The organism is Pseudovibrio sp. W64 (assembly GCF_001623145.1).
Taxonomy (GTDB): domain Bacteria; phylum Pseudomonadota; class Alphaproteobacteria; order Rhizobiales; family Stappiaceae; genus Pseudovibrio.
Genome location: NZ_LMCI01000003.1, coordinates 42,808 through 59,376, shown reverse-complemented (window position 1 = coordinate 59,376; position 16,569 = coordinate 42,808). Strand labels below are relative to the sequence as shown.

The window sequence follows — 16,569 nt, the reverse complement described above, 5'->3', positions numbered from 1 at the left end:
ATTGCGTAACGCGATAGTTCGCTGGAGCACGACCAGCGACTTTGGAGCAGAATATGGCGACGAAGGCGACACAAGCTGAAGATACGCAGGAACCGGCAGGCGCAGAGGGACAAGATGGTCCGCTCTTGGATTTGTCGGTCGCCGCCGTCAAGAAAATGATCAAGTCCGCGAAAAAACGCGGATACATCACTTATGACGAACTGAATGAAGTTCTTCCACCTGATCAGGTGAGCTCTGAGCAGATTGAAGACACCATGTCGCTTCTTTCTGAAATGGGCATCAACGTTGTTGAGGCGGAAGATGCAGAAGAAGGTAAAGAAGAAGAGGAAGCTCCACCCGCTGTAGACGGCGGTGAGTTGGTTGTTGCTTCTTCTACTGCTGTTACCAAAACCACGACTGCCAAAGAACCTACAGACCGTACCGATGACCCGGTGCGTATGTACCTGCGCGAGATGGGCTCTGTTGAGCTGTTGTCCCGCGAAGGCGAAATTGCCATTGCAAAGCGTATTGAGGCTGGCCGTGAGGCTATGATCTCAGGTCTTTGCGAAAGCCCACTGACCTTCCAGGCGATTATCATCTGGGGTGAGGAGCTGGCTGAAGGCAAGGTTCTGCTGCGTGACATTATTGATCTGGATGCAACATATTCCGGACCTGATGACAAGAACGGTCCATCTGATGATGACCTTTCTGAGCAAGAACAAGCTGGTGAGGGTGAAGTTCCTGAGGCTGTGCGCCTTAAGGAAAAAGAAGAAGCCCGCAAGCGCAAGGAAGAAGAAGCCCGTAAACCTAACGGTGCTGCTGCTCCTGCCGCTGCTGCGCCTGCTGATGCTACTTCGGGCGCGCCGGGTGAAGCACCTGCAGAAGGTGGTGAAGCCACTGATGACGATGACGACGAGTACGAGGCAAACGTTTCTCTTTCTGTAATGGAAGCAGAACTGAAGCCTATGGTCGTTGAGATCTTTGACAAGATCACAGAGGATTACAAGAAGCTGCGCAAGCTTCAGGACCAGCTGGTTGAAAACAAGCTGGCCAACAAAACTCTGTCTCCGTCTCAGGAGCGTCGTTACAAGAAGCTCAAAGAAGACATTATTGTTGAAGTGAAGAGCCTGCACCTCAATAACAACCGTATTGAGACACTGGTTCAGCAGCTTTACTCCATCAACAAAATGCTGATGGGTTATGAAGGTCGCTTGCTGCGTCTTGCAGACAGCAACGGCGTGAACCGCGCTGACTTCATCAAACACTATCAGGGTTCTGAGCTGGATCCGAACTGGATCCGCAAAGTTGCAAATCTTTCTGGCCGTGGCTGGAAGAAGTTTGTGACTAATGATGGCGACATGATCCGCGAACTGCGCGGCGAGATTCAGACGCTTGCGACTGAGACTGGCCTCGAGATCACCGAATTCCGTACTCTGGTTTCCATGGTGCAGAAGGGTGAACGCGAAGCGCGTATCGCGAAGAAGGAAATGGTGGAAGCGAACCTTCGTCTCGTTATCTCCATTGCCAAGAAATACACCAACCGTGGCCTGCAGTTCCTGGATCTTATTCAGGAAGGTAACATTGGCCTCATGAAGGCGGTCGACAAGTTCGAATACCGCCGTGGTTACAAGTTCTCCACCTATGCGACCTGGTGGATTCGTCAGGCGATCACCCGATCCATCGCGGATCAGGCACGCACCATCCGTATTCCGGTGCACATGATCGAGACGATCAACAAGATCGTTCGTACCTCTCGTCAGATGCTTCACGAGATTGGCCGTGAGCCAACCCCGGAAGAGCTCTCTGAAAAGCTGCAGATGCCGCTTGAGAAGGTCCGTAAGGTGCTGAAGATCGCTAAGGAGCCTATCTCCCTTGAAACACCGATTGGTGACGAGGAAGACAGCCATCTTGGTGACTTCATTGAGGATAAAAACGCCATCCTGCCGATTGATGCGGCTATTCAGGCGAACCTTCGTGAGACCACGACCCGTGTTCTGGCATCGCTGACACCTCGTGAAGAGCGTGTCCTGCGTATGCGCTTCGGCATCGGCATGAACACCGACCACACTCTGGAAGAGGTTGGTCAGCAGTTCTCCGTTACCCGTGAGCGTATTCGTCAGATTGAAGCGAAAGCGCTGCGTAAGCTGAAGCACCCAAGCCGCTCCCGCAAACTGCGGAGCTTCCTGGACAGCTAAGCTGCTGCTCTGGTTGAGAATTAAGAAAGCCGGTCTCTGTGAGGAGACCGGCTTTTTTTGTTGGGTTGAGACTTTCTGGCTGGAGAGTGGACGGGCTTTCCTGCGTTAATTGAGAGTTATGCTGCTACCGTTTTCTCTTTCTTATTTTCTGTCACCATCTTCTGGATCGACAGAATATGCGCTGTCAGGAAGAGGGGGACGAAGAAGGCGGGGACGAGGACGAGGGGGTAGTGGTCTATGATGTTGGGAGCATCTGTTGAGAGCAGGTGGAAGTAGCCGTTTGAGGTGAGGACACCGGTGCCGATTGCGGCCACGAAATCCAACAGGCCGAGAATGTGAACGCGGATCATGAGAGCGCGGGCGTTGGCGGCGTTGCTGCGGACTGCTTTGTAAGCAAACACGGCCAGAATGCCTGTTGCGATATCTCCAAGGCCCGCTGGCATGGCAAATTCCCATGGCACTGGCCCCATTGCCCACCCCACTAGAAACACAAAGCCGATCACACGCAGGATTTGAATTCCCATAAAGACGCTTTGGCCTGTGGCTTCCAGAATCTTGCGTCCTGCTGCCGTGAAGTTTGCCAGTGCCCATACGGTGAGGGAGCCGCCCAGAAGCAGAAGGATCAATCGTGGAACCTGTGGGGCTTCGGTGGGCAGCGTGAACAGATCTGCCTTGGCAAGCAAGACGGCAGCTGCAAACCACACCCCAAGCAATGTGATGAAGACGCCGACGGCCCAACTTTGAGCGGGTGGTGATAACTGGGCGTGGTTGGCTCTGTTTGCGACGATAGCAACCAGTGTAGTCGGGAATATAACAGCGAAGGCTAAAACAATGAATTCCAGAATGATTGAAGTCATGGGAGTTCTCCTGAATAACTTCAATATTGGTAGTGACTTCAAATATAGGAGTCAATTCCATTTTTGAATTTACTATGCTACCTCTGCTTATATGACTGAGTTTGACCCTTCTCTTCTGCCGCCTGAACTTGCTGGAATTGACCGCGATAACTGCCCCATCATGCGCTCGCTTGGCGTGCTGGGCGATCCGTGGAGTCTCTTGATATTACGAGAGTTTTTTCTGGATGGGCCGCGTAAGTTCAAAGACCTTGAAACGAGTTTGAAGGTCAGTCCTAACACGCTCTCAACTCGCCTGAAAAAGCTGGAGGAACACGGTGTCCTCAAAAAGCGCTTCTACTCTTCCCACCCTCCACGGGCCGATTATGTCCTGACCGAAAAAGGCCAAGCCGTCGGCCCCATCCTGCTGGAACTGCTGAAATGGGGTGAGACATTCGCGTGAGGTGAGAGGCTTGAAATAAAAAGTGCCACGAACAATAGTTGAACTTGCTCGCGGCACCTGATTTTTAAAAACTTATTTTAAGCCCAGTTAAAGTAGTCATCTGTGATAGCAGCTGCATCTACATTTAAAAGTGTGATGGAGAACTCTTCGTAAGCAATTTTTGCATCAATACCGAGGTCAGTAATTGTCAAATCAGCTAAAGCAACAGCTGGACCTTCAATTAAGAGTGTGTCTACGCCATATTCGAAATCGGTGATTATGTCGTGACCTGTAGGCCCAAAGAACTCGAAAGTATCGGCTCCAGAGCCGCCTGTTAGGATATCGTTGCCTGCTCCGCCGACTAACGTATCGTCTCCACTTCCACCCAGTAAGGTGTCGTTGCCGGCATATCCTTTGAGCGTATCATTCCCTTTTCGACCATTTAACGTGTTTATGCCGTCAGTACCGATAATCGTATCGTTCCCGTCGCTGCCGTTTACATTTTCAATGGAAAGGTATGTATCACTGAGGGCGACCCCCTCAAGTCCTTGCCCGAGGCGTAGGTCAATGACAGTGTCGATGTCGGCTTTTTTATATTCGGAGTAGCTGACCCAATCAATCCCTTGCCCACCGTCTAGCGTATCTGCACCATTTCCGCCTCTGAGGAAGTCATTGTCATCGCCTCCGCGCAGGATATCGTCGCCATTGCCTCCGATTAAGGTGTCTTCATCGTTTCCACCAAGTAAGGTGTCGTTGCCGTTGCCAGCGATCAATGTATCATCGCCAGCTTCGCCAGTTAACGTATCATTACCGTTTCCACCTGTTAGCTTGTTGCTTCCTATGTTTCCGGAAAGGCTGTCGTTCCCGTCGCCGCCGATAGCATTCTCAATAAGTGAGTCAGTATCTCCTTCATAAAGAAGTGCATTAAATACATTCGCACGCGCGTAGTTTCCATCACCAAGGTAAGCTTTTTGTCCTTCTGAAAATAGCGACCAACTGCCAGGTGCCAGATCTACGGTTATGCCGTTGTTATAATTTGAGAAATCATAGGTGTCGTTACCATTACCATCCCAGATCGTTCTGAAAATGCGGTTGTCACCAGGGGCGCCTTCGCTGACACCATTTATAAACATCTCACCGGTTGTACTAGAGAATGTGTAAGTTGTGTCATCGTTGTTCGTGTCGTAATTAGCGCCATACATCTGCTGAATGGCAGCTATGTCGTACATCATCAAACTTTGAGCATATCCGTAGTCTTCGTTTGAATATCCATCATTTAGAGGATCGTTGATATATGAACGGTAAGTCATCACTGAGAATTCCATAGAATCGCGGTTAGGATTCATGGCTTTGCCAGGAATTGGTTCGTCTACAGGTGAGTCTCGATCAACTTCGTGTCCATGTGCTAGTCCAAGGCTATGGCCAGTTTCGTGGATAAGTGTATGCCATGTATAACTGCCGGCTTCTGGTGTTAAGTCGTAGTAATTAGCATTGTACCACTGATTTACATCAGAGCCTCCGGGTATTTCGCTAGATGCAGTAGGTGTTACGTCGCTGTTTGTTGTTCCTGCGATAACGATGTTGGCAGGTTCGTTTGAGTCCACTTTAGTGAAAGTAATTTGGGAAACTTCCTCAAATCCATCAAAGACCTTTCGCATTGCATTTTGTTGTATATTGCCAAATGAAACTAAGCTATTTCTTGCAGCTACATCGTCAGAGGACATGTGGCTCTGAAAATCAGATGAGTTCTGTGGGAAACTATATGTAACTTCTGTGTACCAAGGAGTAAGTGAATCTGGATCATACCATATCCCTCCGGATATTAATCCATCAATGTTGTTGTCACCTGTCACTCCAGTGAAGTAAAAGCCTCTCGAATTTGAGGCCTTGAGAGTTCCAAACATACCAGCGGGAATTTCGTTCGAGATATAATCGGGTAGGAAACCTGAGTGACGATTTAAAGTTGTCGAGTTCATTGATAATCCTTAATTACTTTCGGTACATAATTTTTGCTTGAACGAAATTTGATGTGAACAAGGCTTTTGGTCACAAAGATACTGCAAACTTAACGATGTGATTGTCGCATTGAGATCGATAAATCAGGCGAGATAAAATCACCTGAGATATGTGCTGAGTACATTTTGCTTACCTAAATCTGATGCTGAATCTGCTGCGGCGATATTATATATTAGGTGAGGGGCATGTACGAGTTTTTACAAAAGGAAAATTGTGGTAATTTTCTAGTGTGGCCTTAAGCTACTACCCAAAAAAATGCAGCGTTAATTTTTAAGTGAAATAAATTAAGTTTTTGGCCTTGCTGAGTGAAGATAACGGGTGATTTCAGCTTAATTGCTTACGTTGGTTCATTTGTTTTTGAGTTTGATTTTATTTCTTATTGTTCTAACTTCTAAATTTTTTAGTTGATATTTTTATCAAATCGATCTGAATCCATTGTGGTTTGTAATTCTCTGCTCGGGTGAAGGGTTAACGTCAGGACCTAGATTTTGTTTTGTATAGATAAGTGTTTACTCTAGCGTGTCATAGTCTTTCCCTGATGATCATTCGGTCATGGAGCAGGATATGGAACCGGAAGATATGCGGCGTGAGCTGGATGGGTTGAGGGCTTCGATTGGGCGGAAGCCGAGCAGGGGATGGGTGATTGCGACTTCGATCATCACGACTCTGCTGGTTCTTGTGGTGATTGCCGCGATTATGATGTTTGCGATGATGAACCGCATGCATGGTGTTGGTTGGCGTGGGCATGGGCCTGACAGGTATTTTGATCAGCCGTTGCGACGAGCGCCTCCGCCGCCACCGGGTCAACCGCTTCCACGCTGACTCACTTTCCTGCGTGTTCTGATCCGAAAATCAGCACTCACTTTGGTAAGGTGCGCTCTAAGCACCGGCCAGTGCCTGCACCTGTGGCGGATCGCGTCCCGGGTTGTCTCCACATTTGCGGCACATGTTTGTCATCCCTTTAATGTGACTAGACCATTCTTGGCATTTTGAAAGCCAATAGAGCGGCAATGCTTGCGATGCCTGCCATGATGAGGAACAAGACCGGGCCGGACTGGGCAGCATTTTCCAGTGTAATCAAGTCTTCTGCACCTGGAACGGAGAAGCCAGAGAGGCCAGCCAGAAGGCCTGCCAGCGCTGCGCCAATGGCCATGCCTGCGGATTGCAGCGGCCCGATGAAACCGGAGGCTCTGTCGCGCTCGTCATCGGTTTCAGCGTAAATGATTGCTTTTTTCAAGAACTGACTGCTCATGCCAAAGCCTGCTCCGTTAAAGACGGAGGAGAGCAGGAATATCCATAGGGACATGGTGTAAAGCGAAACAACGGTGAGCAGTGTGCCAGCAATGATGTTTAAGGTTCCCAGACGGATCAGATAGGTTTGTGCGTGTGGTGTCTGCACACGGGCGACGATCCATGCGGCGGCTGTCCATGTGAAGGCTGTGATGGCCATGGCATAGGATGCCTGAGTGACGGAAAGTCCCCACAGCACCTGCCCCATAGCAGCGCCATAAACAACACGGGCGGCGCTGGCGATGGACAGCAGCAGCGTGACCCACATGCCAAGACCCAGAATGCCGGTGAACTTGAACGCACTGCGCGGAATGAACGGACTGGTGCTTTTCTTATCCCATTTCACGGCGAGGAACAGCAGGATCAAGCCAATGCCTAGAGCGCCAGTGATGCGGGGAAGGCTGCGCAGTTCGCCCACATACGCAATGAGCAATACAGCCACAGCCAGAAGCCCGAGGCGGGGGAACATGCTCATCTTATCCGAGGATTGCGTCGTTGTGGCTTTGTCTCTGGTGGTGGACGGGATGACGGTGATTGCCAGCAGGAGTAGCATCAAAGACAGAGGCAGGTTGGCGTAAAACACTGCACGCCAGGACCAGCTTTCTGTCAGGATACCTGCGGTGAGGGGGCCGATGCCTGCGGAGACAGCCCAAACTCCTGAGAGCAAAGCAAAAACTGAGGAGACGGCGTTTTCCGGATAAAGGTCTGAAATCAACGTATAGCAGAGGGAGACAATCATGCCTTCGCCCAAACCTTGCAGCATTCTGCCAAGCAGCAGGTGTTCCAGCGAATTTGCGGCGCCGCCAACGAATGAGCCTGCCAGAAAAGACAGGGCCGCCGCGATAAAGAGAGGGCGTGCGCCAATGCGTGCTTTCAACGAGCCTGTGACCGTGCCTGCCAGAATGGAGCCGATCTGAAACAAGCTGAGGACCCAGAAGGCGCGTTGCTGGCCGCCAAGATCGCGGATGATATCTGGCATGATGGCGGAGGAGAGGAAGTTGTTCATGCTTGCCGACCCAACACCCAAAATCATGATGAGAGACGCAAGCCAGCGACCATCCATGGTCAGCTTTTTGAAGGGCGATAATGGGATTGTTTGTGCCGGGCTGGATATGGTCATGAGTATCGCCTATTTAAAAATATATCACTTATTTAATTTGAGGTGTTTAATAAGTAAAGTCTTTTCTTATTAAATCGTGGCGCACCTGCTATTTCAATAAATCGATTTTGCAAAAATTGGCCCAACATAAATTGGCGGATTGTTCCTTTTGTTTCGCAAGCTTAGCTTTCTTACAGCACGAGGAGGTCCTTTTTTCGGCAGATGTGAAGGCAACTTGAATAGCTAGGTTTATGCAGGCACTTGGCGGTCGCCTACGTGAAGCCTGGCGCGGTTTTGAGTTGTTGAAACGATGAAAAATGCCGCGTGCTTTGTGAGGTGTTCTGAATCGAGGTGGCTTCAGAATATGCTTAAATAATGAATGTCTGGGGGAGATTATCAGACCCCAATATAGGAGCACTCGTGGGAATGTGCATGTTGCCGGACTATGATGGTTGTCGGCATTAAAAAAGAAAACCCCGCTTGGGGCGGGGTTTTGAGAGGTTGCATTGGAGGCTTGTGTTACTGCACAAGTTCGTAGGTTATTGTAACTGATGACGAGAGGGTCTCCTGACCTGCTGCAATTGGCGGGGCACTGTCCATTTTTGCAGCTCTCATGCCCATCATTTCCGGGTAAGGGCGTGGGTTGTACCCGGCTTCGGAAATGCTGAGAATTTTGCCGAGGCTAACACCAGCAGCTTTCGCGTAGGTTTCCGCCTTGGTGCGGGCGTCTTTCACGGCACTTTCGCGAGCTTCATCAATATATTTTTCAGGATTGGATACGCCGAACTGGATCTGGCCAACATCGTTGGAGCCGTTTTGCACCAGCATGTCTAGCGTGGTGCCCAGTTTGGTGATGTCCTGCAGACTGATGCGGATGCCGTTCTGCACACGGTAGCCAACAATCTCAGGAGCTTTTGGCTCATTGTTTTTGAGGCGGCGGTTGTCGTAGATCGGTGAAATGTCAAAACCGGTGGTCTGGATGTTCTTTTTTTCGATGCCTGCGTCTTCAACATCCTGCAGGATGGCGCGCATGGTGACGGAGTTTTGCTGAAGGGCGGACTTTGCATCATCACCCTGTGTGATTACGCGGGAGACCAGCGTCGCCATATCAGGCGCCACGTTGACCGACCCCTGGCCGGAGATTGTGATCTTGCCAGTTTGCTCAGCAGCCTTGGCATTGACACCGCTGGATACAACAAGGGCGGCGGCAACAAGACCAGCAACTGCCAGCGCGCTTATACTTGGAAGACGCAATTTCTTCTGTTCGCTCTGCATTAAATTCTCCAGTTTCAAATTTGTTGAGGCTGATGCCTGATCCGTGCTGCGGACTGTCATTCTTGATCAGCCGAATATCGAGAAATGCAATTAGAAGTTACAATTGCGGCGGCTCTCAGGCGTGATCATGTCAATTCACGGGTTTGATTTTGATGATCCAGGTTTATCGGATCGCCGACATTGCCATCCCCCGACAACAGGATTGCAATGGGGCGCGAAGAAGGGAATTGGGCGCAAATGATGATGGCAAGCACGACAAGCGGCACGCACAACACCATTCCAATGACGCCCCATAATGCCCCCCAAAAGCTCAAGGAGATCATAATGACGAGGGGTGAAATGTTAAGTTGTGTGCCCATCAGACGTGGTTCCACCAGATTGCCGAGAATGAACTGAACTGCTCCCAGCCCAAGAGTAATCGCGATGAATGGTGTGAGGGTGTCGAAATAGACCAGTGACAGCAGGCTTGGGAAGATGACCGCAATCAGAGAGCCGATGGTCGGGATGTAGTTGAGCAGGAAGGCGATGAACCCGAAAAGGGCCGCGTAGGGCAGGCCTGCCCATGACGTGATGCCGTAGGTGAGGAAACCGGTGATGATGCTGACACCGGTTTTGATGCCCATGTAGTGGCGCATGCGGCGACCAATCTCTCCGCGGATGGCGAACGCAAGCTGTACGCGGTCAGAATCTTCAAAGAGGGCAGTGAGCTTTTTGTCAAAGGTTGCCGCCTCGAAAATCATGAAGAGCACGTAGATGAAGACCAGTGAGCTGGATCCGGCCAGACTGGTGAGAACGGATGCCCCGGTGCTGAGGGCTGCACTTAGCGAGAAGTTGGGCAAGATGTCTGAAAGCTGGAGCGGCTTTTCCATATTCAGTTGATTGGCAAGCTTGAGCAGCAGCTCATCCAGCCGTCCTTGATAGGTCGGTGCATCGAACGCCAGCTGTTGCAGGTTGACTGAGACGATGTTGAACAGGATGCCGACGACATAAAAGATCGCGAACAGGGCCAGCAAAATGGTGAGCGGGCGCGGCAGATACGGTCCAACCACAGGCAAATGTCGCAGGGCAGAGGACATGGAGTTGATAATGTACCAAAGCACCAGTGCGATAATCAGGGGTATAATGAGGGAGCGCCCTATGAAGAGTAGCCAGCCAATAATGACAAGAAGGAACAAAGAGGCGGTGAACTTAATGAGAGGCTGGCGCATCATGCACTCCAAGGGGTCAGGCTGCCGGAAGCTGTTAGTTTTCACATAGTCTCTTAAAATCAGGTATTTATAAAGCTTTGTGATGAATGCTCTGTTGATCTGCCGGGGAAAAGGCGCATCCCCAAGTTTCAACAGGATCTGCCTTGTTCACTGCTATAAACAATTTACTCACCCGTGGTTGTTGGTGTAGAACCTGTCTTCGGTAAGGGCCTGTAGCTCAACTGGTTAGAGCCGTCCGCTCATAACGGACTGGTTGGGGGTTCAAGTCCCTCCGGGCCTACCACCTTTCCTATCTTGTTCATTTCCCTTTTAGAACAGCTGCCTTGATGTAACTTGCATTCAAGTCATGCATTTATGCTATCTGCATGATGTAATCGTGTGGGCTCTATTAGAATTGATATTTATACCACTATGAATTTATAGGTGATATATTCTATCAGGCATCTACTGGGTGAAATTGGTTTAAAGTAATCACTTGGTTCTTACCTTGTTAAAAGAAACTAATAACTCGATATGTCGAGAGATGACACAATAGTATTCCCCCAATATACCAAAGCTACATCGATACAACTGACACTTTCTTTCTCAGAAATTTATCGTGAAGTCCTCGTTAGATTAGGGGTTGCTATGAGACTAAATTCTGCTCTCGGGCTTATGCTGGGGTGTGTCCTCAGTGTTGGCTCCTCTCACGCACAACAACTTGTTTATCAGCCGACTAATCCGAGCTTTGGCGGATATGCGGCTAATACTACCCACCTTTTTGCAACGGCCAATGCCCAGAAAACTGCGACTGTCGGAGGAAGCAACAAGTATGGTTCCGGGTCTGGTAGCGGTGCTGATGGTTCTGGCAGTAGCCTGGCTGATTTGTTTGTACGCCAGCTGCAGAACCGATTGATTTATGCTCTGGCGGATCAGGTATCCCAGGCGATTTTTGGTGATGATCCGAAAGACAGCGGCACTGTGAGCTTTGGCGACCAGAAGGTTTCGTTTGTTCGCGGCACAGATTCCATTCAGCTGCAGATTATTGATGAAAGCACGGGTGCCATTACCGATATCACGGTTCCTGTCCTGCAGGACGGTACTCCCATAAATTAATGCCAGGTTATTGATATGATGAAGAAATCCATTGTTGTTGCCATGGCGTTGTCGTTGTCTGCCTGCGGGCCGGTAACACGCATGGCATTTAGTCCCGGACCTCAACTTGCAACGATTTCGGTGCAAGCCAGCAAGCTGAAAAAGCTGCCCGCTCCGAAGGAACCGATTTACGCTGCTGTCTACAGTTATCAGGATCTGACAGGCCAGTATAAGCCGTCTGACAAAGTTCAGACACTGTCACGATCTGTGACACAGGGTGCTGACACTATGCTGGTTCGTGCGCTTCAGGATGCCGGGGATCGCAAATGGTTCCGTGTGGTTGAAAGGGGCAATCTTGATGCTTTGCTGAAAGAACGCCAGATCGTTACGCAGATCCGCAAAATCTATCTGGGTGAAGACAAAGTTGATCCGAAGGTCCTGCCACCACTGCTTTATGCGGGAGTTCTTTTTGAGGGTGGCGTTGTCGGGTATGATAGCAACACCCGAACAGGCGGATTAGGGGCTCGTTATCTGGGCATTGGCGGAAATGCGGATTACCGGCAGGATGACGTGACGGTTTCGCTGCGTGCTGTCAGCACACGAACCGGTGAAGTCATGGCCAACGTGATGGTTCAGAAATCCGTTGTCTCTGTCGGGTTGAAAGGTGGCGCGTTCCGCTACATCGCTTTAGATGAAATTTTAGAAGCCGAAGCTGGCATCACCAAGAATGAGCCTGTCACCCTTGCTGTGCAGCAGGCCATTGAGAAGGCGGTTTATTCCATTGTCATGGAAGGGGCGCGTGTTGGAGCCTGGAGTTTTGAGAACCCGGCTCAAGCCAATGCTTTGTATCAGGAATACACATCTGAGAAGGCACAGGTGACCCAGCGTGTAAAGGTTAAAAAGGCTCGCCCCCCATCGAATATGGGTCCGTATCGGAGCAGTGTTCCACTGGCATGGTCAAACCTGTGGGCGAATAAGAAATCTTAGGATGTTGCAAAATGTTCAGCAGTTCTAGAACAACATCCATCTTTTTCCTCTTGATCCAAAATTTCTCTAAGCCATTGAAAATAAGTGACTATGAGAAATGGTGGCAAGAGATCTCGGTTACCGTAAAAACGGTAATAGAGGGTGTGCGACCTCGCAAAAACTCACACACCCTCATGTCGCAACGGAGCAAATGTGATTGGTTACAATCTCCTTTGCTCACCCGAACTATTATAGGTGAAGGTTCGTAATTATGAAGCAAATTCTTATTTTGTCATGTTCAGCTTTGGCATTTTCAGTTGCTGCTGCACATGCGGGAGATGGTAATGCATCTTCCCTGAGCCAGGTAAATCTTGCTGGTGCAGGCAACACGGGTACAATCACCCAGATTGGCGACAGCAACGACGCGATTGTAGTGCAGACCAACACTGCAGGTGGTGGTAATAACGCAACTGTGCTGCAAACTGGCAGCAACAACATTGCTGGTAGCAATCGTAGCCCAAGCGGTAAGTACGACGGGCAGATGGTGCAGGATGGCGCTAGCAATACTCTTTCCATCAACCAAGATAACAATCAGATGGTAAGAAATGTTAGTCAGTCTGGTGACCAGAACACTGCAAGTATCTTGCAGCGTGCAAATGGCTCTCCTTCTGATCGTACTCCTGATCATCGTGTCTGGCGTGTAAATCAGACCGGTCAGGCCGGTGCTGTTGCCTTACAGAACAGCCTGACAATTGACCAGCGTGGTGACACCAACGTTGTTGCTAAGGTTAGGCAGGAAAATACCTCTGTAACTGGTGGTGTAAACACTGCTTCAATTCGTCAGCGTGGGGACTTTAACGGCGCTAATATTGATGATGTTCCACCAGATCCAACAGGAACAGGTACTCCTGTTGTTGAAGGTCCATCCCATGGTGCGAAGCTGATTCAGGTTGGTTCTGCCAACGACACATCAGCTCTTCAGAATGGCTCGCGCAACAACTTCTGGCTTGAGTCTAGAGGTGTCGGCAATATGGTTGATCTGGTTCAGGATGCTGGTTCAAATCAGTCCTACACCAAATCTGTCATTGAAGGTGACATGAATGATGCTGGATACCGCCAGACTGGTGACATGCAGGATATTGATGTCAGTCTAAACGGCAGTAACTTTATGATCCGTGCGCGTCAGGCTGGAGACTCCAACACAGTTGATTACGTGGGTGCTGGTACCAACGGCAAAGTTTCCATTCAGCAGTCTGGTGCTGGCAATGCCTTCTCCGGTTATTCATGGGGCGATCGGCAGTATATTGCTGTGAAGCAGTCTGGTGATAACAACGGTGTTTACATCGATGGCTTGAATGGTCCTAATCTCAACAAGTTCTATGTGTTGCAGACGACAAGCGACAACGGCGTAACGGTTGGGGTTGTTGATGGTAGCTACAACCGCCTGCAGTTCATTCAAAAAGGTGGTGATGCCAACAACATCGATTTTGAAGACGTTAATGGTGATCAGAACAAGATCTTCCTCACCCAGAACGGTACCGGCAACTCGATCACCGGTAATGTTGGTAATCGGAATGACGCCTCTACCAGCAATGATAACCACATTCAGGTCGGGCAGATCGGTGATTACAACCAAGCCGGCGTCTCTGTGATGGGAAGCCACAACAGAGCAATGGTTGGCCAGAAGGGTGACTTCAACATTGCTAGTGTCAGCCAGACCGGTGACAGCAACTCTGCAACTATTAACCAGGGTGCTGCCAATGTGGGAGTTCCAGCTATCGTGACTGACAGTTCTGTTCCGTTCAATACTTTGATGGGCTCGAACTGGTAAGTCTTCTTTCCCCGGCCTAAGGGCCGGGGTCTTTTCAGTTTTAGTGACTGAATGTAGAAAAAAAAGAAAATGCTGTGATGTGATGGGAGTGGAGTATTCCACTTCCGGAGCATTGCAATGTTGTTTAGGCGTGTCGGTTTTTTCGTTTTTGGCAGTGTTGTTTGTGGTGCGCTTTCTGGTGTTTCTGCCCAGGAAATAGCTGTTATTCCGCAAGTTGATGTCTCTAGGTATCAGCAGGATGCTTCAACCGCTCAATTACTGGAAAATAAGAGCGCTAAGGTGTTTACGGGCAACATTCCTCAAGTGACTGAAGTTGGTGGGAACACCATCAGTCTTCAGGGGCTGGAAGAGAGTTACGCCACTTTGATCGTTCCTGTGATGCCAGAAACAGTCAGCGGCGTTCCGAACTCTCCGGTTGCCGGGCAGGGGCTCATTATCGGGACTGGGAATACGGTGCTTTATGAGGCTGAGGGAACAGGGAATGGCTTTGGATTTATCCAGTATGGATATGGCAATGCGCTCTCAGGCAGAGCTTATGGGCACGACAACAATGCGCTGGTGGGGCAGTTCGGGAACAATAACCGGGCGCTCTTCAATCAATTTGGAGATGGAAACTCTCTGAGTATCATGCAGGGGCAATAGCCTTCAGTGGGCTCCTCGCTCCGAATTTTCGGGTGATGGATATGTTTAGGAAATTAGCGGGTTTAATTCTGGCATCTGTTTTGATGCCATCTGCGGCTTTTGCAGGTGATGGGAATACGGCTCTCATCCGGCAGGTGGGGGATAATCACGAAGTTCAGGTTTCTCAAAGTGTGAGTGGCAGTGATGTGACCGTCTTGCAGGGGGGAGACACTCTCACTGCAGGCTTGGGTCAACAAGCTTTGCGCGGAACATGGTTTGTCGGCAAGCTGTTGGGTGCCTCAAAAAATACGCTGGATACAGCAGATAATGTTGCTGCGCTTGCCGTGCGCAACAGCTTTCTCGCCCCTTCTGCCGCTGGTGTTGGGAATGAAGCAACCGTTGTGATTTCAGGCGATAATTCAACGGGCAATCTGTTCCAGACGGGTGACGGTAATCAAGGCTCGGTAGAAGTATCCGGCAACAGTTCCAAGGGCACGTTATGGCAACATGGCAATAACAACGAAGCCGGGCTTGCTGTGACGAGCAACGGGACCAATGTGCTTTACACACAGCGTGGGAACGGGCTTAAAACTTCAGATGTTGCTGCTGGCAACACGCTTACCGTCTATGCGCCAGGAAATACTGTGATGGTGCATCAGCAGTAGGCTGGGCCATGCTTTAGCAGAGGCGAGCTTCAGGTGTTCAGGGCGTTCTCACGCTCTGCCATTGCCAGGGCACCGCGCAGGGCGTCGTTCTTGGCGGGTACGATGAACTGTTTCAGGTCTGGAGGCAGAAATGAGTCGTAGGCGTGGCTCAAACCGCCGAGCAAAGCGATGGGGAGTTTGCCATCATCGCTTAAAAGCCGGAGGGCGGAGGCCACATAGGTGGTGCCTTCCTCGACAATGTCGAGGGCAAGGCGGCTTTGCTGTTTGGCATAGACGAGGATGATGGGCATGAACTCGCCAAAGTCTTTTGGCTTTGCGGTGCGGGCAAACTCGGAAAGCTTACGCGGGTCGTCGTTAAACTGGCGCAAAATGTGTTCCGTTAACGGGCATAGGCTGCGCAGGCCGTCGTGGGCGAGCAAGGCTTCTTCCAGTGCGCGTTCGCCCATTTTAGCGCCGCTGCCCTGATCCCCGCAATGGAAGCCCCAGCCGCCAAGGTAATAGTGCTTTTCGCCTTTGCGGGCCATGAAGTTGGACCCTGTGCCGAGGATGCCGATGACACCGTCGTCAGAATCATGAGCGCCTTCCAATGCGATTAAGCTGTCGGAGACGACCTGAACGGCGGCGAACGGCAGGTTTTCGGCAAGGCCAATGGGGTCGTTGTGGGCGTTGGCGCCTGCCAGCCCCAGCACTGCGAATGTCTGTTGTAAGGCTTCTTCGGTTAGTCCTGCATCCTTGCAGGCCTCTTTGGCGGCATGGAGAATGGAGCTGAGGCTCTGGGTCGGGTCGCTGTAGATGTTGGCTGATCCGGCTTTGCCGCGTCCCAGCAAACGTCCATCTGCCGTTGCGATTGCAGCACGACAACTGGAGCCACCGCCATCAACACCCAGAATGTAATCCATGAAGCTTGCCTCTGTTTGTTCCAATCCCACTGCTGTGTATGGCAGCAGGTGTTTAATGCATGGTTGAGACTTGTCAGTTTTAGCGGGCGGTGGTTTGAGGGGGAGTGTTTGATGGTGGTTGGAGTTGCAAGACAGTAAAAGTCCTGTTCTCTTGCTGTAAGTGATTTGAGAAAGGG

At 50.3% G+C, this 16,569-nt stretch carries 14 protein-coding genes and 1 tRNA gene; 9 read left to right on the top strand and 6 right to left on the bottom strand.

What is annotated here, in order from left to right:
* The first annotated feature begins 53 nt into the window (after nucleotides 1-53).
* Nucleotides 54-2,174, top strand: a complete 2,121-nt coding sequence (rpoD, locus tag PsW64_RS02420; protein ID WP_063302583.1) for an RNA polymerase sigma factor RpoD — start codon at nucleotides 54-56, stop codon at nucleotides 2,172-2,174.
* Nucleotides 2,175-2,290: 116 nt separating this feature from the next.
* Here the strand turns inward: rpoD and PsW64_RS02415 are convergent, their stop codons facing one another.
* The gene (locus PsW64_RS02415; protein WP_063302582.1) at nucleotides 2,291-3,031 is read right to left on the bottom strand and encodes a hypothetical protein; all 741 of its coding nucleotides are present in this window, start codon (nucleotides 3,029-3,031) and stop codon (nucleotides 2,291-2,293) included.
* A 91-nt stretch (nucleotides 3,032-3,122) separates the two neighbouring features.
* Here PsW64_RS02415 and PsW64_RS02410 point away from each other — a divergent pair, with 91 nt between their 5' ends.
* The gene (locus PsW64_RS02410; protein ID WP_057461116.1) at nucleotides 3,123-3,470 is read left to right on the top strand and encodes a winged helix-turn-helix transcriptional regulator; all 348 of its coding nucleotides are present in this window, start codon (nucleotides 3,123-3,125) and stop codon (nucleotides 3,468-3,470) included.
* A gap of 77 nt (nucleotides 3,471-3,547) precedes the next feature.
* Here the strand turns inward: PsW64_RS02410 and PsW64_RS27725 are convergent, their stop codons facing one another.
* The gene (locus tag PsW64_RS27725; protein WP_082830990.1) at nucleotides 3,548-5,425 is read right to left on the bottom strand and encodes a M10 family metallopeptidase; all 1,878 of its coding nucleotides are present in this window, start codon (nucleotides 5,423-5,425) and stop codon (nucleotides 3,548-3,550) included.
* Between the two features lie 604 nt (nucleotides 5,426-6,029).
* On the opposite strand from PsW64_RS27725, the gene PsW64_RS02400 reads away from it, so the two are divergent.
* Nucleotides 6,030-6,287: a hypothetical protein gene (locus PsW64_RS02400; RefSeq protein WP_063290151.1), complete on the top strand. Its 258-nt coding sequence runs from the start codon at nucleotides 6,030-6,032 to the stop codon at nucleotides 6,285-6,287.
* A 148-nt stretch (nucleotides 6,288-6,435) separates the two neighbouring features.
* Here PsW64_RS02400 and PsW64_RS02395 read toward each other — a convergent pair whose 3' ends face one another.
* The 3 genes from PsW64_RS02395 to PsW64_RS02385 all read right to left on the bottom strand — a co-directional run bounded on the left by PsW64_RS02395 (nucleotide 6,436) and on the right by PsW64_RS02385 (nucleotide 10,337).
* Nucleotides 6,436-7,875 (bottom strand): MFS transporter, encoded by a 1,440-nt coding sequence (locus PsW64_RS02395; RefSeq protein WP_208980533.1) that lies wholly within the window; start codon nucleotides 7,873-7,875, stop codon nucleotides 6,436-6,438.
* Nucleotides 7,876-8,373: 498 nt separating this feature from the next.
* On the bottom strand, nucleotides 8,374-9,129 hold the full coding sequence (locus PsW64_RS02390) for an SIMPL domain-containing protein (RefSeq protein WP_063289991.1): 756 nt from the start codon (nucleotides 9,127-9,129) through the stop codon (nucleotides 8,374-8,376).
* A 125-nt stretch (nucleotides 9,130-9,254) separates the two neighbouring features.
* Entirely contained in the window at nucleotides 9,255-10,337 is a 1,083-nt protein-coding gene (locus tag PsW64_RS02385; protein WP_063302615.1) for an AI-2E family transporter, read from the bottom strand.
* A gap of 206 nt (nucleotides 10,338-10,543) precedes the next feature.
* On the opposite strand from PsW64_RS02385, the gene PsW64_RS02380 reads away from it, so the two are divergent.
* The 6 genes from PsW64_RS02380 (at nucleotide 10,544) to PsW64_RS02355 (ending at nucleotide 15,494) form a co-directional block, all read left to right on the top strand.
* Nucleotides 10,544-10,620 (top strand) — tRNA-Ile (locus PsW64_RS02380).
* 344 nt (nucleotides 10,621-10,964) lie between these two features.
* Entirely contained in the window at nucleotides 10,965-11,432 is a 468-nt protein-coding gene (locus PsW64_RS02375) for a curli assembly protein CsgF (protein WP_208860170.1), read from the top strand.
* A 15-nt stretch (nucleotides 11,433-11,447) separates the two neighbouring features.
* Nucleotides 11,448-12,398: a CsgG/HfaB family protein gene (locus tag PsW64_RS02370; protein WP_063302580.1), complete on the top strand. Its 951-nt coding sequence runs from the start codon at nucleotides 11,448-11,450 to the stop codon at nucleotides 12,396-12,398.
* A 250-nt stretch (nucleotides 12,399-12,648) separates the two neighbouring features.
* Nucleotides 12,649-14,208, top strand: coding sequence for a curlin (locus tag PsW64_RS02365; protein ID WP_057465681.1), 1,560 nt, complete (start codon nucleotides 12,649-12,651; stop codon nucleotides 14,206-14,208).
* Nucleotides 14,209-14,325: 117 nt separating this feature from the next.
* Entirely contained in the window at nucleotides 14,326-14,850 is a 525-nt protein-coding gene (locus PsW64_RS02360) for a curlin repeat-containing protein (RefSeq protein ID WP_063302579.1), read from the top strand.
* 41 nt (nucleotides 14,851-14,891) lie between these two features.
* Complete coding sequence (locus PsW64_RS02355) at nucleotides 14,892-15,494, top strand: curlin (protein WP_063302578.1); 603 nt, start codon at nucleotides 14,892-14,894, stop codon at nucleotides 15,492-15,494.
* 29 nt (nucleotides 15,495-15,523) lie between these two features.
* Here PsW64_RS02355 and PsW64_RS02350 read toward each other — a convergent pair whose 3' ends face one another.
* On the bottom strand, nucleotides 15,524-16,393 hold the full coding sequence (locus PsW64_RS02350) for a BadF/BadG/BcrA/BcrD ATPase family protein (RefSeq protein WP_063289987.1): 870 nt from the start codon (nucleotides 16,391-16,393) through the stop codon (nucleotides 15,524-15,526).
* Nucleotides 16,394-16,569 lie beyond the last annotated feature (176 nt).